Source organism: Sporosarcina sp. Y838 (assembly GCF_056786515.1).
Genome location: NZ_JBXCJD010000018.1, coordinates 33156 through 53374 on the forward strand (window position 1 = coordinate 33156; position 20219 = coordinate 53374).

Genomic DNA, 20219 nt, shown 5'->3' on the forward strand with positions numbered 1-20219 from the left:
CGATAATGCCCATTGTTGAAAGTTAAAATAAACCCCGGCTCCGTGATTTATACGGTCCGGGATTTATAGATTTGATCAATAAACAGATGTATTTTCAGCAGTTACATTTTCAAGAATCTTTTTTACACGTGCAAGGAATCGGCCGCAAACAAGACCATCCAGAACACGGTGATCGAGTGATAGACATAAGTTAACCATATCACGTACACCAATCATGCCGCCATCCATGACTACTGGACGTTTAACGATTGATTCGACTTGTAGGATAGCTGCTTGCGGGTGGTTGATGATTCCCATTGACTGAACAGAACCGAATGAACCGGTATTGTTAACTGTGAATGTTCCACCTTGCATTTCAGATGATTTCAATTTACCTGAACGTACTTTTCCCGCAAGTTCTTGAATATCACGCCCAATGCCTTTGATTGATTTCTCATCCGCGTTGTTAATGACGGGCACATAAAGAGAATCTTCTGTCGCCACTGCGATGGAAATATTGATATCCTTTTTCTGAATGATTTTGTCGCCTGCCCACATTGAATTCATCATCGGGAATTCTTTCAATGCTTGTGATACTGCTTTGACGAAGAATGCGAAATATGTCAAGTTGAAGCCTTCTTTTTTCTTGAAATCATTTTTCAATGAATCTCGGTATTGGACGAGGCTCGTCACATCGACCTCAATCATCATCCAAGCGTGTGGTGCTTCGTGTTTCGAACGCAACATATTGTTTGCGATTGCACGGCGTACGCCTGTGACAGGGATTTCGATGTCTCCTACTGCAACAGGAACATTGACTGGCTCAGCTGCTATTGGTGCAGTTGTCGGCTGTGTAGCGGGTGAAGAAGCAATTTCTTCCACAACAGCTGCTGCAGAAACTGCTGGTGCTGTCGGGATAGTGCCACTTTCGATAATTGCGAGCAAGTCTTTACGCGTGATGCGGCCGTCTTTTCCTGAACCTTCCACAAGTGACAAGTCGATACCATTATCTTGAGAAAGACGGAGTACTGCTGGAGAATAACGTCCTGCTGCTGCCCCTTTTTCCCGATTCAAAGATGAAGTTGGTTTTTGGGAACCCACTGCTGGCATTTCGTTCGCAGGTTCCGCTTTAGCTGGAACAGCCTCTATTGCAACTTCGGCAGCTTTTCCGCCTTCCGTTTCAATTGTACAAACGAGGGCTCCAACCGCAAGCGTTTCTCCTTCTTGAGCGATTAATTCTTTAATGACACCAGTGAATGAAGAAGGTACTTCTGCTGTTACTTTGTCTGTATTTACTTCTGCGAGTGAATCGTATTTGTTTACTGTATCACCCGGTTTTACCAACCATTTCTCGATTGTGCCTTCTGTCACACTTTCACCGAGTTGTGGCATTAGTATATTTTCAATAGCCAATTGAGTTACCTCCTTCCCAATTAAAATTCAGCAAGCTCACGCGCCGCCTTTTCTACTTTGTCTGGATTGACCATGAAGAATTTCTCCATTGTCGGTGCATAAGGCATTGCCGGAATATCAGGTCCAGCAAGTCGTTTAATCGGCGCATCAAGCTCAAACAGGCAGTTTTCAGCAATGATAGCTGCAACTTCTCCCATAATGCTTCCCTCTTTGTTGTCTTCTGTAACTAAAAGGACTTTACCTGTTTTTGAAGCTGCTTCAATAATTCCTTCTTGGTCGAGCGGATAAACTGTACGAAGATCAAGAATATGTGTCGAAATCCCATCTTCCGCCAGACGTTCCGCTGCTTGTAAAGCAAAGTGAACACATAATCCGTAGGTGATGATAGTGATATCATCACCCTCACGTTTTACATCTGCTTTTCCAATTGGCAATACATAATCATCTGTTGGTACTTCGCCTTTAATCAAACGATAAGCACGTTTATGTTCAAAAAACAATACCGGATCTTCATCGCGGATGGCTGCTTTCAAAAGCCCTTTTGCATCATATGGCGTTGAAGGTATAACAATTTTCAATCCAGGTGTACTTGCGAACATCGACTCAACGGATTGCGAGTGATAAAGCGCTCCGTGGATTCCTCCTCCAAATGGTGCACGAATAACGATCGGACATGACCAGTCGTTGTTTGAACGGTAACGAATTTTTGCCGCTTCCGAAACAATCTGGTTAACTGCAGGCATGATGAAATCAGCAAATTGCATTTCTGCTATTGGGCGTAAGCCGTACATTGCTGCACCGATTCCGACACCTGCAATCGCAGATTCCGCAAGCGGTGTATCAAGCGCACGGTACTCTCCGAATTGATCGTACAGACCAGCCGTCGCTTTAAAGACGCCGCCTTTACGCCCAACATCTTCACCGAGAACGAAAACGCGGTCATCACGTTCCATTTCTTCTTTCATTGCAAGTGTAATTGCATCGATATAAGACATAACAGCCATTATTCGTTCCCCCCAACTTCAGCATACACATGGAGTAGCGCAGATTCAGGTTCAGCGTACGCAGCGTTTTCCGCATAATCGGTCGCTTCGTTCACTTCTTTCATAATGCGTTCTTCCATTTCCTTTTCAAGCACATCAGTAAGTATGCCAGCTTCTTTCAAATAAACTGCAAACATTGGAATCGGATCTAGTTTCTTTTCATTTGCGAGCTCTTCAGCATCACGGTATTGGCGTTGATCATCATCTGAAGAGTGAGCAGTTAAACGATAACAGATTGTCTCCACAAGACTTGGACCTTCTCCCCGACGTGCACGATCTGCTGCTTCTTTAACAACTTTGTACACTTCAAGCGGATCGGTTCCGTCAACCGTAATACCAGGCATTCCGTAACCGATTGCACGATCAGAAACATTTTCACAAGCAAGCTGTTTTTCAACTGGAACTGAAATTGCATATTTATTGTTTTCAACCATGATCACTGTTGGAAGTTTATGAACACCTGCAAAGTTCATACCTTCATGGAAATCTCCTTGATTGGATGAACCTTCTCCAAGTGTAACAAACGTGATGAAATCTTCTTTTTTCATCTTCGCAGCTAGTGCCACGCCGACTGCATGCGGCAATTGTGTCGTAACAGGAGATGACCCTGTCAATATACGATTTTTGCGCTGACCGAAGTGACCAGGCATTTGACGGCCACCAGAATTCGGGTCTTCCGCTTTTGCGAATGCAGACAGCATTAAATCTTTCGGAGTCATTCCAAAATGTAAGACAACTCCCATATCACGGTAGTATGGTGCAATCCAATCTATTTCATTATTAAGTGCGAAAGCTGCCCCTACTTGTGCTGCTTCCTGTCCTTGACACGAAATAACGAATGGGATTTTCCCTGCACGATTGAGGAGCCACATACGTTCATCAATTCGACGGGCCATTAGCATCGTTTCAAAAATTTGCATTACTTCATCATTCGATAAACCAAGTTCTTCATGACGCGATTTTACCATTTCTAAAATCCCCCTTTTACATATGGATTGCTTTTCCGTCAACAGCTAAAGCTGCCTCGCCCATTACTTCAGAAAGTGATGGGTGCGGATGAATTGTACTTGCCACTTCCCATGGGGTCGCATCAAGGACCATTGCAAGTCCAGCTTCAGATATTAAATCGGTAACGTGTGCTCCAATCATATGGACACCTAGGATATCGTCCGTCTTTTTATCTGCAATAATTTTAACGAAGCCATCAGAATTACCATTAACAAGCGCTTTTCCGATTGCCATGAATGGGAACTTCCCAACTTTAACATCGAAGCCTTGTTCTTTCGCCTGTTTTTCCGTTATGCCGACGCTTGATGCTTCAGGACTAGAGTAAATACAGCGCGATATTTTTGTATAATCAATCGCTTCGTTTTTCAAACCTGCGATATGTTCGACAGCCGCTATCCCTTCATGAGAAGCGACATGTGCTAACTGAAGTCCACCGATAACGTCCCCGATGGCATATATATGATGTTCTTTCGTCTGGAATGTCGGTCTAGTCTTAATAAAACCATTTACAATTTCAATTTCCGTATTATCAAGACCTATTCCTTCGACATTCGCTTGGCGTCCCACAGAAACAAGCATTTTTTCAGCTGTGAATGAAGTTGTTTCTCCCTTCATCTCTGCTGAAATCGTAACTGACTCTTTTGCTTTAACGAGTGTTTCAGGCAGCACTTTGGCACTTGTTGCAAATGTAATTCCTTTTTTCGTCAATAACTTTTTCATTTCTTTCGAGATATCATCGTCTTCAGTCGGAATAATTCTGTCTGCATATTCGAGGACAGTGACTTGAACACCGAAATCATTTAGCATAGAAGCCCATTCGATACCGATAACTCCGCCACCGACAATGATGATTGATTTCGGAAGTGCCTCCATAGCAAGTGCACCATCCGAAGACATAATCTGAGTTTCATCGATTTCTAAACCTTGTAAGGTACGTGGTCTTGAACCCGTTGCAATGATTAAGTTTTTTAGAATTAGCATTTCATTTTCGTCACCATTGTTCATTTCGACCGAAATCGTACCCGGCATTGGTGAGAAGATTGATGGACCAAGCATTCTACCAAGTCCGTCAAATACATCAATTTTCCCTTTCTTCATCAATGCCGTCACACCGCCATGTAACTGTTTGACGATATCATCCTTCCGTGCTTGGACGCGACCGAAATCGAGTGATACGTCTGTTACATTAACGCCGAAATCAGTCGTGTGGTTTTTAGCTGTATTGAAAACTTCTGCACTTTTTAATAATGCTTTACTTGGAATGCAACCTTTGTGCAGACATGTACCGCCGAGTTTTCCTTTTTCAACAAGTGCTGTTTTGAGCCCTAGTTGAGCGGCGCGAATAGCGGCGACGTAGCCACCTGTTCCGCCTCCCAATATAACTACATCATATTCTCTAGCCATTGTAGATGGCCTCCCTCTCAACGCCCCGTCAAGACGGGTAAATTTTAGCTGTCTCTTCACCGGTTAATACACGTAATGCGCCCTCAGCAAGTGCTTGTAGTTCATCTTCCCCGGCGTAAATAACTATATCTGAAATCCAGTCGATTCTCTTAGTAATATCCTTAACAAATCCTTTGCCATAAGCAAGTCCGCCCGTAAGGATGATTGCATCGACTTTACCACGAAGGACGGTAGCAGCACTTCCAATTTCCTTAGCGACTTGATATGCCATCGCTCCGTAAACTAGTTTTGCTTTTTCATCGCCGTCTTCGATTTGTTTTTCCACACGAACAGCATCATTCGTCCCGAGATAGCCAACGAGACCACCTTGCCCTACAATTTTCTTCATCATTTCATGGCGGAAATACTCCCCCGAATAACATAATTCGACGAGATCACCCGCAGGAACTGTTCCCGCTCGTTCTGGGCTGAATGGTCCATCTCCATGCAATCCATTGTTTACATCAACCACTTTTCCGAACTCGTGCACACCGACTGTAATGCCACCGCCCATATGTGCCACGATTAAGCGGAGAGAACCGTACTCTTTACCGACCTGTTTTGCATAGCGCCTTGCAACCGCCTTTTGGTTTAACGCATGGAATATAGATTTTCGATTTATTTTCGAAAATCCAGAAATTCGCGCAATCGGTTCAAGTTCATCAACAACAACGGGGTCAACTATAAATGCAGGAATGTTTAGCCCGGATGCGATTTCACTAGCGATGATGCCACCAAGATTCGATGCATGCTGCCCGGAAAACCCTTTTTTCAAATCAACTAGCATTGCTTTATTAACCGAATAAGTGCCACCTTCGATCGGGCGTAAAAGACCGCCACGACCGCAAATGGCAGATAGTTTTGAAATGCTAATTCCTTCTTTTCGTAAAGATTCAAGTATGGCTTCTTTTCGAAAATCATATTGAGCAATGATGGAAGGATACTGTGCAATTTCTTCAGGAGAATGACTTATCGAACTCTCCATCAGCTGTTTTCCGCCTTCAAAGACGCCTATTTTAGTTGATGTAGATCCTGGATTAATAACCAGTATTCGGTGTAAGTTCTCAATCACAAGTTGTCCTCCTTCCATATCGGCTCTCTTAATTATATTTCTGAAACTATTCAAAAACGAAGAATCCAGTTAGGATTACCGTTTTGATAGGACGTTTTTTTCATTTTGCAAGAAAGTACTTCTTGTATTGGCAACACGCGCAATACGCTCTTCCGCCATTCGGTCAGCAGCAACATACGTTGGAATATTATCGCGTTTTGAGATAGCGAAAATTTTCCCGATTACGTCGTAGATTCCTTCGACACGTTTTAGTGCACGTTCACGGTTATAACCATCAAGCTCATCTGCAACGTTGATAACACCGCCGGAATTGATAACGTAGTCAGGTGCATAAACAATACCCAATTCGTGAATTAAGTCGCCATGACGCGGTTCTTTTAATTGATTGTTTGCAGATCCTGCAATAACTTTTACTTTCAATTGTGGAATCGTCTCATCATTAATGATTGCACCCAGTGCACACGGTGCGAATATGTCTGCTTCTTGAGAGTAGATTTCATTGATGCCAACTGCAGTTGCACCAAATGCATCAACTGCACGTTGAACGGCTTCTTCGTTGATATCCGTGATAATCAGTTTTGCGCCTTCTTCATGCAAGTACTCACAAAGTGCATATGCAACGTTACCTACACCTTGTACTGCTACTGTTTTACCAGCTAGTGAGTCGCTTCCAAATGCTTCTTTTGCTGCCGCTTTCATGCCATGGTAAATACCGAAAGCTGTGACAGGTGAAGGATTACCTGATGATCCTGCTCCAGCAGAAGTACCTGTAACATAATCTGTTTCTAGATTGATCAAGTCCATATCCGCTTCAGTAGTTCCCACATCTTCTGCAGTAATATAACGACCGTTCAAACCTTCAATGTATCGACCGAAAGCACGGAACATTTCATCGTTTTTGTCTGTTTTTGGGTTTCCTATGATAACTGTTTTTCCGCCGCCTAGATTCAAGCCCGCAGCTGCATTTTTATAAGTCATACCACGCGCAAGGCGAAGCGCATCTTCAATCGCTTCTTCTTCACTTGCATATGTCCACATCCGTGTTCCACCAAGTGCCGGTCCAAGTGTCGTATCGTGTATAGCGATGATTGCTTTCAGTCCTGAAACTTTATCCTGACAAATAACGAGTTGCTCATAGTCTTGGTTTTCCATATATTTAAAAATTTCCATTGTAAATTCCTCCTAAGGGTATCGTTCAATTTTCATTTTATTTTGCGGAAAGGATTGCCAGTGCAAGTGAATACAATTTACTTTCAGCACTGTCTGCCCTTGATGTTAGGACTATCGGTGCTTTTGCTCCCTGGATTATTGCGCCTACTTTTGCATTTGCGAAATACATTAGCGATTTGTAAAGAATATTTCCTGCTTCGATAGTTGGAACGACGAGAATATCCGCCTTTCCTGCTGTAACGCCCGTAATTCCTTTATGCGCTGCAGCCTTCTCAGAAATTGCGTTATCAAGCGCAAGTGGCCCATCGACAATACAACCCGTGATTTGTCCACGTCTGTTCATAATGACCAGAGATGCTGCGTCCGTCGTCGGTATCATTGCCGGATTAACTGTTTCGATTGCGGCAAGTGGAGCAACGATAGGTTCCTGGACCCCGCATGCATGTGCAGTAGCGACGGCATTCCGGATAATTTGCGCTTTTGCTTCTAAGTCCGGTTCAATATTCATCGCTGCATCCGTAATAAATAGAAGTCGGTCAAAGCCGGGAACTTCAAAAGCTGCGACATGCGACAATATCTTACCTGTTCTAAGCCCGTATTCACTATTCAGTACAGCTTTAAGTATGGCAGACGTTGCCAAATTACCTTTCATCAAAACAGTCGCACTTCCAATTGAAACCGCTTTCACAGCAAGAGTTGCCGCGTGATTGCTGTCCTCAGCATGAATAATACTTACATTCGTATTATCTGACAACTGGGGGAAATAAGTTCGAATCATAGACTTAAGTGTTTTTTCGTCATCGAAAAGTACAAAAGATGCAAGTTCTCTTTCAAGAGCAGTACTTACCGCTTGTAGAACTTCCAAATCTGCAGCTGATGCAACGGCAACGATCGAATCATTCTTCAATTTTGCATTGACTATTAGTGAGTCGAGCGTAATCATGGTCACGCCTCCTTTGACTTAACATAACGCCTGTTAAACAAGGCTGAACTTTTCAAGTTTGTAATAAAGTGATCGAAGAGAAATACCAAGTCTGTTTGCTGTTAACGATTTGTTCCCATCATTTTCTCGGAGCGCTGTCTCAAGAATAGATTTTTCATATTCATCCATTATAGATGCGAGCGTGCTTGATTCTGAGAGTGTCTCTTCCTGCTCTTTATGTCCCCGAGATGACAATGACTTAACTATATCTTCTAATCCAATAATGGACTCTCCAGACTCCATATAAATCATAGCCCGACTTAAAACATTTTCAAGTTCTCGGACGTTCCCCGGCCAATCATAACCCAAAAGCCTTTCCTGTGCTTCAACCGTAATCTTTTCGAGATTCATGCCGAATTCTTGGTTTAGCTTTACTAGCAAATGGCCAATGATATAAGGTATATCATTTTTACGGGAACGAAGCGGTGCAATCTGAATTGAAATCCGGTTCAATATATAATAGAGCTCTTCATTGAATTTACCTTCATGCATTGCTTTTTCCAAGTTTTTTGAAGTTGCCGCAATAACACGAACGGATAATCGGATTGGGATTGTCCCACCATATTTATATACCGTCCCATTCTTCAAGTAGTTTAGCAATCGTACTTGTGCCGGAAGTGATAGATCGGCCACCTCATCCAGGAATAATGTGCCTTGTTCAGATTCTTTAAAAAGTCCATGTGTACTTTCTACATATCCGAAGTCGGAAGTGCCTGATTCCTGTCCAAATAACTCCATCTCTAAACTGACTGGGTCCATGGCTGCACAATTTACCCGGACGAACTTTTTGAAACGCCTTTCGCTAGCACTATGAATGGCATGTGCAAACAACTCTTTCCCTGTACCAATTTCTCCACGGAGAAGGACGGGAACATCCGATTTAGCAGCCAATTTTGCTTGCTCAATCGATATGCTAATATCAATTGATGTGCCATAAATATCTTCAAAGGTATAAGTTGATTCGAGTTTTCTAATGATTGTTCGTGCACGGTCAAGTTCTTTCATCAAATTACGCATTTCGGTTATGTCGTGAATTACACCGACACTCCCTTTTACTTGGTGATCAACAATGATTGGTGCAACATTGACAATTACTTCACGATTATTTTCACCTATACGCATATTGACTCCACGAACCGGTTTCCTCGACTTAAGTACTTTCATATGAATACTTTCACCTTCGTTAATATCCGCATTCGCGGGTTTGCCAATGACCTCATCTCTTGAAAGACCAGTGATTCGCGAATAAGCAGGATTAACGAGAATTCCATACCCTTTATCATCGACAACCGAAATCGCATCGTCGCTAGAATGAATAATCGCTTCAAGCATCGTTTTCATTTTATTCAAATCCGTAATTTCTTCTGCAAGAGCTACGACTTCCGTTATGTCTTTAAAAACAGCAAAAGCGCCAACTTTGTTCCCCGTGGAATCTAATAGAGGGAAACGAGAAGTAACAATTTTTAAACCGTTACCTAGAATCAGTTCCTTATTCAATTCTGCTCTTCCCGAATTAAACACTCTCGGAAGTTCAGACGTCGGGACGACTTCCTTTATTGGTAAGCCAATAGCTTCTTCAATTGGAAAACCAATCATCTTTGAAGCTCTTTTATTGAAAAAGTCAACTTGCCCTTCTCCATCGATGCCGATCATGCCCTCTTCAATCGAATCAAAAATCAATCGCTGCTTATGCATCTCCGTATGAATCCGCTTAATATATGTATCGTTTTCCTCAAGAAGCTTCACAAGAAGATTCGCGACAGAACCAGGTATTAGTACGGTGTGGGCGGGTCTCGCATTTAACAGCTCAGTGAATACAGATTTATCACCGGTTACATCGAAAATGATATGCAAGTCGTCGTTCAGGTGACTTTTCCAATCCACTCCATATGCGATACCTAGTTTTTTTGCACGAATAATTCCTGGTGCTTGTTCATCCGTATCAATGATTGCGTTTACATTCATGAAATCTAAATTTTGGAGAAGGTCCAGTATTATCAATCCGCCTGTCCCCGCCCCGACAATGAGGACGTTTTGCAAGGATATTCATTCTCCTTTTTTAAACCATGCAATATTTTGCATTTACAACTACATCATACATGAAAGCACGGTTCTTGACAATAAAATATGAGCAGGTAAAATTGTATTTGTTAAGGAGTTGTCTTATATGGCACGTCTAGCAGCATTTATCGTGTTGCTTATCCCCGGACTATTTGCAGCCGGCGGCATTAAGCTTATGCGAGATTCTATATTTGGTGTTTTATTCAATCCGTTTCCGTCCATAATGCTTCAATTCATTGTAGGGTTTTTATTATTCGGAGGAGGTCTGTGGTTTTTTGCAGGTTTCCTATTGCGCCGCGACCGAAGAAAAGGACGAGTGCAAGGACGATTCAAACAAGAGTAAGAACAGCTGTGGTTTTTGGAGAGTCAACAAAATTAAATGGATTGAGACAGATTCATTTGTCTCAATCCATTTTTTTACTTTTAAGACGATCTGGATAATCTGTAATCCAGCCATCAATGTACGGAGGCGGATTTAAAACGATGGGTTCTATTCCAGTGATGCCATATACCCTGATTTTCTTCCCGGATAGAATTAGATTGTTTAAATAGGGTTCTTTCAATAATCGTTTATGTAAATGGAATCCATCCGCGTATGTATATTGTTCCAGATTACTCCAATCCACAACATTTTTACGTAAAAGATAAGCCGTTTCTATTTGGGAATTAATTTTTTTCACCATTTCTAATAACTCGTAGTCAAATGACGAGATGTGGACTTCTTCAACATGAGTAACGATATCGAGAATTTGTTTGATAAATTCTGGACGTTCCGAAACCGTTTCTTTCAATTCGACGTTAAGTGCTAAATGATGGCTTTGGCAAAATGACACTACTTCAATTAATGTGGGGATTTTGTGTCCTACAAATAAACGAGTGTATTTTCTCCCCACGCGGATTCGCTTCACTTCTACACCTGTCATAGATGAAATTGATCGACGAATTCCTGCAAGTCTTGATAGTACTAGGTCATGGATAACAAATAGAACGCCGTCTTCAGTCACTTGCACATCCAATTCGATACCATCAGCACCTTGTACGACAGCTAATTCAAATGCTTTCATTGTGTTTTCAAAGCGGGCACCTGAAGCACCTCGATGCGCAAAGATAGATGGCTTAGACATTCAGCACACCATCTTCTATTGTGAAAATACCTTTCGTAGTACCGTGAAGTATGGAAGACTTAGATCCGATTTCAATTATGGTTCCTGAATAGGCTTCCTTTGTTACTTCGATTTGTTCGGGAACTGCGAGCTTAATTTTACGTAATTCGAGTTGAATCTCTTTATCAAGGTGTAAAATGCTTTCTTTGTTCGATTTAATCGTCTCTGTCAGTTTCAAGTATGCGTCTGCTCGCGTGCCCTTCAAATCTTTCTGAACCCCTTCTATTAGCGAGACGTTATGTTCAAGTTTAGCGACAACTTCTTGGCGTTCTTTCAACTCTTTTGCCATTTCTTGAATTTTTATATAGATTTCATCTTTATCGATTCCTTTTGAACGAAGAACGGTTTTCCGTTCATGGTTGTTTCCTGCAAAAGCACATTCAATTTTATAAAGCGCTTCGATTACACCTCCAATTATTTTCCCTTTGTTGTTGTCGACAAATACATAATCAGCAGTAACTTCCGTTCCTAGCAGATATAGACCTACATGAATTTCTTTCCCATATAACTTACAGTTATTTGCATGCTTTATTAAGATATTTCCTTTTGCTTCGACAATGGTCATTCCTCCGCCGAACACACCGCCTTTTATGTAAATATCCCCATCACTCGACTGAATTTCCTTCGCATTTGTGATTCCTTCATTTCCTTCTATAGCAATGCTGCCCGTCGCGTTAATCGAATAACCTGCATTGACAGTTCCATAAACTTTAACTGCACCGTCAAATGTAATCGAACCCGTTTCAGGACCAACATCCCCATTTACGATTAGCTGTTTCCCTACACCAATAACACCGTCAATGCTTTCGAGAGCCCCGCCGTGCGCTGCCCGCAGTACGAATTTACCCATTTCTTGCACTTCAGTCACTGATTTCTTATCATAAGCTAGCTGCTTCTCTTCTCCTTTTTGAGCTGGCAGAGGGTTTCCTAAAATATCACAACCATCGATACCTTCTTGCGCTGGAATTTTTTCGCCAAGCCAATCGTCTATAACAACAGGAGTAACAAAATTCATCTCGAAATAATCGGCAATGCCATCTTCACGAATGACTGGCCTTCTTTCAGGAATTTCTATGTATGTAATGACCGAATCCGCACCTTTTTGTGGCTGCCTTCCAACGGCCGCCGTAATTGGCTCACCCGGTTTAAATGGTTCATTTAGTAATACTTTTTTTCCGTATATGATTCCAGCCTCATCAATCACACTTTCAGCTGCTTTAAGAATAGATAGTTTATTTTCTTCGTATTCTTTCACTGACAAATTTATGTATAGTTGGGCTGTCATCTTATCAGTTGAAAGGGCCACTTCAATTGCAGGCAACCAACTGCCAATAATATATTCTCCTTCAGGATTCGCTAGCGCTTTCCGTAACGTTGTAAACGAATTAAGTTTTAGCTGTGGATGGTCACGCGTTATTTCATCGAATGATTTAAGTGGAAAACCATTCTTCTTTGTACGCAATATTACTTTTTCCTCTACTACCGAAAGATCAAAGTAATCATTTTGAATCAACATAGAAGTTTCATCCTTTCTCTATTTATCATTATAAAGAATTATTACTCGATTTGTTGGAATAGTTCGTCTTAAACGACAAAGAATACCCGCCCTGGAACATTGATTCCGATGAGCAGGTATAACTATTGGTCAATTTTATTACTTACTCAGCTCGCCATATGTTCAAGTCGAATCTTAACGGCAATCATTGCGATGAACTCTGAATTAGTGGGTTTACTTTTCAAGTGGTGCACAGTATAAGTGCTAGTATGAAGGGTTAAGCTATATAGTTTGTCGGTATAGGAGATCACATTCTTTATTGAATTTCATCCATTATATTTACTGATAATCTTACCCTATATAATAGAAGGAGTCAATTAGGATATGTATGTATAAAAGCCCCTTCACTAGCTCTGTATAAGAGACTGTAAAGGGGCTATTGTTAATCCTGCTTAATGTCTATCATTTTGATGGTATTTTTAGTGATGCCTTGTTCACCAAATTGAATCATCAAGCATGCCTTATCGGTTGTCTGTGTTCTTCACAGTTTACTGAATGCCAAGGCGTTGTCCTCTCTAAATTGTTCGCCCCTTCCCATTCTCCTCGAGTTCAAATGGTATTGTGGCTTCTGCTGACTTCTGATTGTTCAGCTATGCATCACTGAATAGGTTACCAAGTGTACTTGGCTTATCAATTGGACAAATATATACATAGCTTAAACGTCGCTGCGACCATATAATGTCATATGTGGTAACAACATTTATTAAACGAAGACGATTTCATCTTTGGATGAGGTCGTCTTTTTGTGCACCTAAAATGGGCGTAGAATATAGGGGAGAATAATATATGTATTTAATGATTTGCATTTTAAATCATCACGATAGAAATATATCGAAGTGATTTTTTCAATATGCCTGTCTAATTCGTCTTTCTCTCCACCACCTTCATGTTTGTTTTAACATCTAATTTGAATTTTTGAAAATCAAAATAACCGACAATGGGTGGTATTTGATCGCTGAACGGGATTTATATAAGAAAAGCTGCCCTGTAAAGGCATTAGTTGAATAAGGAATATGTAGTACAACCCCAGTGCTTAGATCTTGTTTTTTTCTTACCTTTCCACCCCATTTTTTGTAGTTCTTTTGCAATCAACATATTGAAAAATCCATGTCCAACCAATACTACTGATCTATGTTCTTGAGCATACTTAACTAACAATTCGGATGCCTTTTTAGCCCTGTCTTTTGCGTTACTCAAAGACTCGCACCCTCTTGAATAACCACTAAACCACAAACATCTTAAAATCACTGCCCAAATACTCGAATTTAATTTTAATCTCCATAAATTCGTTAATGGAATAGGTAACTCAATTTCACGAAATAGAGGGTCTGAAATGGCTTTTAAGTTTGAATTCAACAAATTTGCCGAGTCGACAGACCTTTTAAAATCACTTGCTATAACAATATTTGCTGTTGCTAAATTCTTTAGCGTTACTGTTGGATAAGCGTCCTCTTCAAAAACACCGCTATAGTCATACTTTTTAACCCAATCCCCAAATTCTTTACATGATATTCTATTAGTTTTAGTACACGTGGATTTACCATGTCTAATCAATGAAATCTCCATTGTTAGTCTCCTTTAATATATGATGAGTTAGTTTTTCTATATTAAATATTAGAATTACTTGTTCAACTAACCTGCTCCGTTAGTTGAACAAGAACAGGTAACTCTCAATAATTTGTTTATACTTTCGTAGTTTTCCGTTTTCCACTCCTACAACGCCAAAGTCCAGTTACTTAATTCTGTTATTCGACCCGATAACAAATGGAATTACTGAACCTTCTGCCTTCGAAACCTGTTGAAGTTTCTTCTTATTGCGTACTATTTTTTAAAGAATTACAAAAAAATACAGATGCTCTCATTAATCCCACCTATAAATTAGTCCCTATTGGACAAAATATGTTACGGGACAGTGCTGCTAAAACAATAGCACATTCCTATAAGAAGGGAATGAAAGAGATGGCTGATATCAACGAACGCAAACGTGACGATAATGACGCTGGCAAAGCAGTAGGAACCGGTGTAGGTGCTTTTCCTGGAGATACCATGGCTACTGCTCTTGATCCATTTGGTGCTGCTGCGGGTGCTGTTGCTAGTGGAGAGCCGGAAAACAAGGCGGGGGAAGGTACAGTTGATGACGGCAATCATGGCTCCAAAAAAAAAGAGAAGAATTAAGTAAAATCATCCTTTAACCGATGAGTTATGAAATGCAGTGGACTTCCTAAATGGGAGTCCAAAGCTTCTAATTTTTCTTTGATAATAATATTGCCATCTTTTTCTGTCATAGTTAAATCACGAGGTTGGACAAGCGGTGGTAAATTAAGGTTGCCGCAAATTGTTGAGATTAAATGGAAAATGTGACCTTCCATTTAAGGATACGTCGCCTTTTTGATGTTCTATTGCAGCAAGGTAAAAGACGATAGACAATCTCCTCTTGTTGAACTAATGAACCCGGGCTAAAATGATGTAAGCCCGAATTATAAATAATAAGCGCACCTTTTTTATCGAATACATCATTTAAATTCCGCTTAGATCCGTAAAAAGTTTCTTCAGGTATTCGTAGAAATCCAAACCGTTACTTTTGGCGGTTACTGCAAAACTCATACAGATGGCGTTTGCTTTTTTCCAACGAAAGGTGCTAGGGAGAGCGCAATTATCTACAGTAGCGTGGAGACAGCGAAAGAGTATTACTATCTCCCCCAGCTTTTCAAGACGCTTTCCAATGTGTAACAGACGTAAATTGGACAAATTGATGCATTGGTCAACAACATTAGTAGACCATAAATTTAATTAATGATAAGTCTCGTTAAATAGAAAAAAACTCGATTACAAAAGATATAGTTTAATAATAATATAAGAATATTAAGGAGAGAATCAAATGAAAAACAATGAATTAAAAGAAACACCACATATTAAGCCAAATGGAGTAGAAATAGCTGAAACTATACTTTTGCCAGGAGATCCATTTCGTGCAAAGTTTATAGCTGAAAACTTTTTAGAAAAACCAGTTCTTTTTAATGAAGTTCGAGGTATGCTGGGGTACACAGGCGAATATAAAGGAAAGAAAGTTTCTGTTATGGGTACCGGTATGGGGTCACCAAGTATGGCAATATATTCATGGGAATTAATTAATATTTTTGGAGTTAAAAATTTAATTCGTATAGGTTCATGTGGGGCTATGCAAAATGATATTAAGTTATATGATATTATATTTGCTATGGGAGCAGCAACAAATTCAAATTATGCACATCAATGGAATCTTCCAGGTCAATTTCCAATTACAGCATCTTATGAATTATTAGAAAAAGCTAAGAAAATAGCTGATGAAAAGAATTATAAGGTTCATGTAGGAAATGTACTATCTAGTGATGTTTTCTATAATGCTGATGAAACTGCAACAGAAAAGTGGGCTAAGATGGGAATATTAGCGGAAGAAATGGAAACGACAAGTTTATATTTAAATGCTGCTAGTGCTGGAGCTAAAGCATTAACAATTTTAACAGTAAGTGACCATATGATTACACATGAACAAATAACACAAGAGGAAAGACAAACTTCATTTACAAAGATGATGGAAATAGCTTTAGATTTAGTATAAGTAATGGGAGTCATAAATACCTCTTTTCTTGGATGAATGTAAATGTGTCACAGAGTAGATACACAGCCTAAACATCACCGAGGAGCATCAATCCGAATTAAAATAGTCATGAAGTATATTAACTCTGATAACCCGTACAAATCCTTCATTACCTGGTCAGATATGCTAATTTACGTCGGGGATTTTATCTTAAACGGTTGTAGGAAAGAAATATGAATGTGGACGAAACAACAGGAAGAATCGTCCTCTGCTCCCCCACTTAAGCTTATTTTGACGGAGACAACGGAACGATGTATGGTATCAATCCAAAGACGCCGCTACATGCGCGTTTAAATGGTGAATACTACGCGGTAACTGGTGCGGATGTATTTTCTTCCCCGCCATCGTTTGCGTGGGTAGATGCGGTGTTGTCGTTGAGTGACGTCTCCTTGCGTAAAACTGACGATGGAGTTGACGAACTTGCTCCGCTAGTTCAGGAACAGGGCCATCTATTGTGGTATCACAAATAACATCATGAATGGGAAGATTTCGAACGCGCGATGGAGTAACCCCCATTTCATTCAACCATTGTACCAACTGTTCAGACGAACTTGCATAAACGATCCGACCTAAACCAACCCAACCGTGGGCCGCAGCACACATAGGGCAATGTTCGCCAGAGGTATATACTGTCGCCTTGCTTCTTTCTTCAGGTGTCATGTTATTGGCTGCCCATCGCGCCAAAGAAAATTCCGGGTGTTGAGTATGGTCACCACCCGCAACGTGATTATGGTCTTCTTCAAGCACCTCTCCGTTGGCTGAGACAAGTATCGAACCAAATGGCTCGTCACCTTTCTCCAGTGCAGTTTTTGCTAATTCAACACAACGTCGCAGGTGCTTCAAATCTGAATCACTTATCATAATTGTATCCTCCTCGTCCTTTTCCTTCAAATTTGCTATTTTGACTTTCAATAAATATCTTAGAAGTCCTTAATCCTATTTTTTGTGAAACAATTGTATTAATTAATTCGTATCCATTCATTTGGATTCAACTCCCGTTAATCTGTTTCAAAGTTACATACCGATTTAAATTTAGGCTAGGTTAAAGTTATTGCTTAATTTTGAAGAAGATATCATTTGTAGTATCCTGACTGTATTAATAACAAGGGGCAATTCAAACTGATCTGACCCAATAAAGTTAGACAAATATTTTAGGCAGCTTCTAAGATCTGAGTTCGGTATTCAACCGGGCTCAGGTCTTTTAATTTCGCCTTCATTCGTTTGTGATTGTAATACTGAAGATATTCTTCTAATTCCTTTTCAAAATGCTCCATGCTCTCAAACTCTTGTAAATAAAGCAGTTCTGATTTTAATAAGCCAAAGAAATTTTCGATGACTGCATTATCTAAGCAGTTACCCTTACGGGACATACTTTGGGTTATCTGATGCTTTTGTAATGTTTTTTGATATTTTTGCATCTGATAATGCCAGCCTTGATCGGAATGAAGAATTACTTCATCTCCTGGTTGAAGGCACTGAACAGCTTCGTCTAACATATCACCTACAAGTTGATAGACCGGTCGATTCATGACTTTATATGCGATAATCTCGCCATTACACAAATCAAGAACAGGTGACAGATAGCGCTTTTCTCCAAAGAGATGGAAGTGGGTCACGTCTGTTACCCACTTCTGATTCATTTTGTCTGACTTAAAATCACGTTGTAATACATTAGGAGCGATTTTCCCGACGTTTCCTTTATAAGAGCGATACTTCTTAATGCGGACCCTACATTTTAAGCCGATTTCATTCATCAAACGATTGATGGTCTTCGGGTCATGCGTAAACCCGTATTTCTTCAGTTCTTTCGTGATACGGCGGTAGCCATAACGCCCCTTATGTTCGTGATAAATGATTTTGATCGCTTCTTTAACTGCCTCATACTTATCAACTTGATTTAATCGTTTTTCCCAGTAGTAATAAGTGCTGCGTGGAATGTCAGCGACTTCAACTAAATCCACGACCTCATATTGTTCCTTTAGTTCAAAAATTACTTGCGCTTTGATTTTGTTTGTAATTTTTCCTGCATCTGAACTAAAGAGTTCAACTTTTTTAAATAAGCGTTCTCCATTTCTAGACGCTCAATTTTCGCTTGTAAGGCTTCTACTGAACCTTCAGCTGAGATTGATTTTTGTGATTCGATTTTCTTCGTTTCTTTTTTCATGGATGGACGCCCCTTTTTCTTTGGTTCTAGCGCGTCCATTCCTTTTGACTTAAGCAACTGCTCCCACCTATAAACGCTACTAGGGGAAGAAATATTAAATGTGCTTGCCGTTTCTCGAAGAGACGCACCTGTTTCGATCATAAAATTGAGTACGTCTAGTTTAAACCCTGATGATTAGCTTGTATAGCCTTTCTTAAAACCACTTTCTCCTTGTGCTTCAAATAATTTCACCCAATTAATGACTTGAGATTTTTCTGCGCCAATACTTTCTGCAATCATTTTATAGCTTTCGTTTCCAGTTAATAGCGTGCCACCGCTTGTAATTTAACTTCTACTGTAAATTTAGACATAAAAACACCCCGTAAATGTTAGTTGGTGTCTAACATTTACGGGGCAGATCACTATCAAGGGTTTTTGCTTATTTATTTTCGATAAAGTAAGCGTCGAGGTATACCTCGACGCTCACTTTATCGAATTTTATTTTTTTATTGTGATTACTTTACCGAGTATTTATGCTGTTCTTAACATGTTAGAGAGAGGAATATTAACATTCTTAGTAGTTTATCTAAATCTATACGAACTCTTTTAGGCATTTGTTTTTTATATTGTTTAACTTCTATATATCTTGTGTAATAGCGATTGAGTATTGAATCCTAAATGAGTAAAAAGCAGCATAATTTTAACCATGCTGCTCTCCAAGTTATAAAATACTCTTACCTTACTAAGTCATTACAGCAACCACCTACGCCCAATTATTCCTTATTAGCTTAGTATCTAGAAACTGCCTATTTTTGCAATATATTTATAAAAAATTAAATAATAACTCTTGAATCTTTGATTCATTAATTTTTCGCCCCATAGTATTCATCTTTGGAGAATCGCTTTTTTCATAAAAAAATTGTAATTCACTTTCGGTAATAATGTATTTCTTGTCCAAGTTTTGAATGAGAGCATATTTTCCCTCTCTCAATATTTCATATTCACATTCTGCTACCGGTAAGTTCTTCTTTTTTTTACGATTATTATAAAGGTGATATTGGTATTGCCAGTCATCTAATGTTGCTTTATCTGGCGTAAGTTGCTGCTTTCCTTTTTTAGCTTTTGAAACTACGATACAATAATCTTTACTAACAGCACAGTCTGGTAAATCACTTGTAATTAAGTTTGGTGGATGATTTGTTTCCTCTGGATGTACAGTATATTTAGATTTTTCAAATGTTTCTGCAGCTAATTCATGAGAATCAAAAATTTTCTTAACTATTAGCGAAGCAACTAGACAGTAATGAATTTCAGAAGGATTTTTCATGAAGCCTAGTTCTTACCATGTTTTTTTGTCGATTTTTGTAATATACACATATCTATCGCCTATTGTATAATTCTTTTTCGCTCTACAAAGACCACTTAGCAATGGTCGTTTATTATTAGAATAGATAATCGAGTAGGAGGGAGTGATTAACTCCCGACCTCTCACACCACCGTACGTACCGTTCGGTATACGGCGGTTCAATTAAGATTGATGACGCAAAGTT

16 protein-coding genes and 3 pseudogenes are annotated in these 20219 nt (G+C 39.9%); 3 read left to right on the forward strand and 16 right to left on the reverse strand.

Annotated elements, in window-relative coordinates; all coding sequences use genetic code 11:
• Nucleotides 1-75: 75 nt before the first annotated feature.
• Genes AC1TO4_RS16265 through AC1TO4_RS16300 form a run of 8 tightly spaced genes read right to left on the reverse strand, consistent with a single transcriptional unit; the run spans nucleotide 76 to nucleotide 10150 of the window.
• A complete protein-coding gene (locus AC1TO4_RS16265) occupies nucleotides 76-1392 on the reverse strand; it encodes a dihydrolipoamide acetyltransferase family protein (protein ID WP_482106186.1) in 1317 nt (438 codons plus the stop codon).
• A gap of 20 nt (nucleotides 1393-1412) precedes the next feature.
• On the reverse strand, nucleotides 1413-2396 hold the full coding sequence (locus AC1TO4_RS16270; RefSeq protein ID WP_482102521.1) for an alpha-ketoacid dehydrogenase subunit beta: 984 nt from the start codon (nucleotides 2394-2396) through the stop codon (nucleotides 1413-1415).
• Nucleotides 2396-3403, reverse strand: coding sequence for a thiamine pyrophosphate-dependent dehydrogenase E1 component subunit alpha (locus tag AC1TO4_RS16275; RefSeq protein WP_482102520.1), 1008 nt, complete (start codon nucleotides 3401-3403; stop codon nucleotides 2396-2398). The genes AC1TO4_RS16270 and AC1TO4_RS16275 overlap by 1 nt, the downstream gene beginning before the upstream one ends.
• A 16-nt stretch (nucleotides 3404-3419) precedes the next feature.
• Nucleotides 3420-4847, reverse strand: a complete 1428-nt coding sequence (lpdA, locus tag AC1TO4_RS16280) for a dihydrolipoyl dehydrogenase (protein ID WP_482106187.1) — start codon at nucleotides 4845-4847, stop codon at nucleotides 3420-3422.
• A 28-nt stretch (nucleotides 4848-4875) separates the two neighbouring features.
• Nucleotides 4876-5976 carry a butyrate kinase gene (buk, locus tag AC1TO4_RS16285; protein WP_482106188.1) on the reverse strand — a complete coding sequence of 367 codons (1101 nt, stop codon included), beginning with the start codon at nucleotides 5974-5976 and terminating at the stop codon, nucleotides 4876-4878.
• 57 nt (nucleotides 5977-6033) lie between these two features.
• Complete coding sequence (locus tag AC1TO4_RS16290) at nucleotides 6034-7128, reverse strand: Leu/Phe/Val dehydrogenase (protein ID WP_482106189.1); 1095 nt, start codon at nucleotides 7126-7128, stop codon at nucleotides 6034-6036.
• Between the two features lie 37 nt (nucleotides 7129-7165).
• Nucleotides 7166-8068, reverse strand: a complete 903-nt coding sequence (gene yqiS, locus AC1TO4_RS16295) for a phosphate butyryltransferase (protein ID WP_482106198.1) — start codon at nucleotides 8066-8068, stop codon at nucleotides 7166-7168.
• A gap of 36 nt (nucleotides 8069-8104) precedes the next feature.
• On the reverse strand, nucleotides 8105-10150 hold the full coding sequence (locus tag AC1TO4_RS16300; protein WP_482106190.1) for a sigma 54-interacting transcriptional regulator: 2046 nt from the start codon (nucleotides 10148-10150) through the stop codon (nucleotides 8105-8107).
• 127 nt (nucleotides 10151-10277) lie between these two features.
• On the opposite strand from AC1TO4_RS16300, the gene AC1TO4_RS16305 reads away from it, so the two are divergent.
• The gene (locus tag AC1TO4_RS16305; RefSeq protein WP_482102515.1) at nucleotides 10278-10514 is read left to right on the forward strand and encodes a DUF2627 domain-containing protein; all 237 of its coding nucleotides are present in this window, start codon (nucleotides 10278-10280) and stop codon (nucleotides 10512-10514) included.
• 61 nt (nucleotides 10515-10575) lie between these two features.
• Here AC1TO4_RS16305 and AC1TO4_RS16310 read toward each other — a convergent pair whose 3' ends face one another.
• From AC1TO4_RS16310 to AC1TO4_RS16325, 4 genes and pseudogenes are all read right to left on the reverse strand, one after another.
• On the reverse strand, nucleotides 10576-11295 hold the full coding sequence (locus tag AC1TO4_RS16310; RefSeq protein WP_482102514.1) for a glycerophosphodiester phosphodiesterase: 720 nt from the start codon (nucleotides 11293-11295) through the stop codon (nucleotides 10576-10578).
• A complete protein-coding gene (locus tag AC1TO4_RS16315; protein ID WP_482106191.1) occupies nucleotides 11288-12850 on the reverse strand; it encodes a DUF342 domain-containing protein in 1563 nt (520 codons plus the stop codon). The genes AC1TO4_RS16310 and AC1TO4_RS16315 overlap by 8 nt, the downstream gene beginning before the upstream one ends.
• Nucleotides 12851-12996: 146 nt before the next feature.
• Nucleotides 12997-13089: pseudogene (locus tag AC1TO4_RS16320) on the reverse strand (sporulation transcription factor Spo0A); the annotation flags it as partial.
• Nucleotides 13090-13885: 796 nt separating this feature from the next.
• Complete coding sequence (locus AC1TO4_RS16325) at nucleotides 13886-14455, reverse strand: histidine phosphatase family protein (protein WP_482106192.1); 570 nt, start codon at nucleotides 14453-14455, stop codon at nucleotides 13886-13888.
• 198 nt (nucleotides 14456-14653) lie between these two features.
• Between AC1TO4_RS16325 and AC1TO4_RS16330 the strand changes: the two genes are divergently transcribed.
• On the forward strand, nucleotides 14654-15064 hold the full coding sequence (locus tag AC1TO4_RS16330; RefSeq protein WP_482106193.1) for a hypothetical protein: 411 nt from the start codon (nucleotides 14654-14656) through the stop codon (nucleotides 15062-15064).
• 703 nt (nucleotides 15065-15767) lie between these two features.
• Entirely contained in the window at nucleotides 15768-16487 is a 720-nt protein-coding gene (gene deoD, locus AC1TO4_RS16335; protein WP_482106194.1) for a purine-nucleoside phosphorylase, read from the forward strand.
• 423 nt (nucleotides 16488-16910) lie between these two features.
• Here the strand turns inward: deoD and AC1TO4_RS16340 are convergent.
• From AC1TO4_RS16340 to AC1TO4_RS16355, 4 genes and pseudogenes are all read right to left on the reverse strand, one after another.
• Nucleotides 16911-17387, reverse strand: a pseudogene (locus AC1TO4_RS16340) (nucleoside deaminase); the annotation flags it as partial.
• Nucleotides 17377-17508: a hypothetical protein gene (locus AC1TO4_RS16345; RefSeq protein ID WP_482106195.1), complete on the reverse strand. Its 132-nt coding sequence runs from the start codon at nucleotides 17506-17508 to the stop codon at nucleotides 17377-17379. The pseudogene AC1TO4_RS16340 and the gene AC1TO4_RS16345, both read right to left, overlap by 11 nt.
• A 169-nt stretch (nucleotides 17509-17677) precedes the next feature.
• A pseudogene (locus AC1TO4_RS16350) lies at nucleotides 17678-19040 on the reverse strand (IS3 family transposase).
• Nucleotides 19041-19492: 452 nt separating this feature from the next.
• The gene (locus tag AC1TO4_RS16355; protein ID WP_482106196.1) at nucleotides 19493-19996 is read right to left on the reverse strand and encodes a hypothetical protein; all 504 of its coding nucleotides are present in this window, start codon (nucleotides 19994-19996) and stop codon (nucleotides 19493-19495) included.
• Nucleotides 19997-20219: the final 223 nt, after the last annotated feature.

What these genes read in the sequence shown, in the direction of transcription:
- AC1TO4_RS16305 (WP_482102515.1), top strand. Translation starts at nt 10,278, where the DNA reads ATGGCACGTCTAGCAGCATTTATCGTGTTGCTTATCCCCGGACTATTT.
- AC1TO4_RS16325 (WP_482106192.1), bottom strand. Translation starts at nt 14,455, where the DNA reads ATGGAGATTTCATTGATTAGACATGGTAAATCCACGTGTACTAAAACT.
- AC1TO4_RS16270 (WP_482102521.1), bottom strand. Translation starts at nt 2,396, where the DNA reads ATGGCTGTTATGTCTTATATCGATGCAATTACACTTGCAATGAAAGAA.
- AC1TO4_RS16275 (WP_482102520.1), bottom strand. Translation starts at nt 3,403, where the DNA reads ATGGTAAAATCGCGTCATGAAGAACTTGGTTTATCGAATGATGAAGTA.
- AC1TO4_RS16310 (WP_482102514.1), bottom strand. Translation starts at nt 11,295, where the DNA reads ATGTCTAAGCCATCTATCTTTGCGCATCGAGGTGCTTCAGGTGCCCGC.
- buk (WP_482106188.1), bottom strand. Translation starts at nt 5,976, where the DNA reads ATGGAAGGAGGACAACTTGTGATTGAGAACTTACACCGAATACTGGTT.
- lpdA (WP_482106187.1), bottom strand. Translation starts at nt 4,847, where the DNA reads ATGGCTAGAGAATATGATGTAGTTATATTGGGAGGCGGAACAGGTGGC.
- AC1TO4_RS16345 (WP_482106195.1), bottom strand. Translation starts at nt 17,508, where the DNA reads ATGAATGGATACGAATTAATTAATACAATTGTTTCACAAAAAATAGGA.
- AC1TO4_RS16355 (WP_482106196.1), bottom strand. Translation starts at nt 19,996, where the DNA reads ATGAAAAATCCTTCTGAAATTCATTACTGTCTAGTTGCTTCGCTAATA.
- AC1TO4_RS16330 (WP_482106193.1), top strand. Translation starts at nt 14,654, where the DNA reads ATGGAATTACTGAACCTTCTGCCTTCGAAACCTGTTGAAGTTTCTTCT.
- AC1TO4_RS16315 (WP_482106191.1), bottom strand. Translation starts at nt 12,850, where the DNA reads ATGTTGATTCAAAATGATTACTTTGATCTTTCGGTAGTAGAGGAAAAA.
- deoD (WP_482106194.1), top strand. Translation starts at nt 15,768, where the DNA reads ATGAAAAACAATGAATTAAAAGAAACACCACATATTAAGCCAAATGGA.
- AC1TO4_RS16290 (WP_482106189.1), bottom strand. Translation starts at nt 7,128, where the DNA reads ATGGAAATTTTTAAATATATGGAAAACCAAGACTATGAGCAACTCGTT.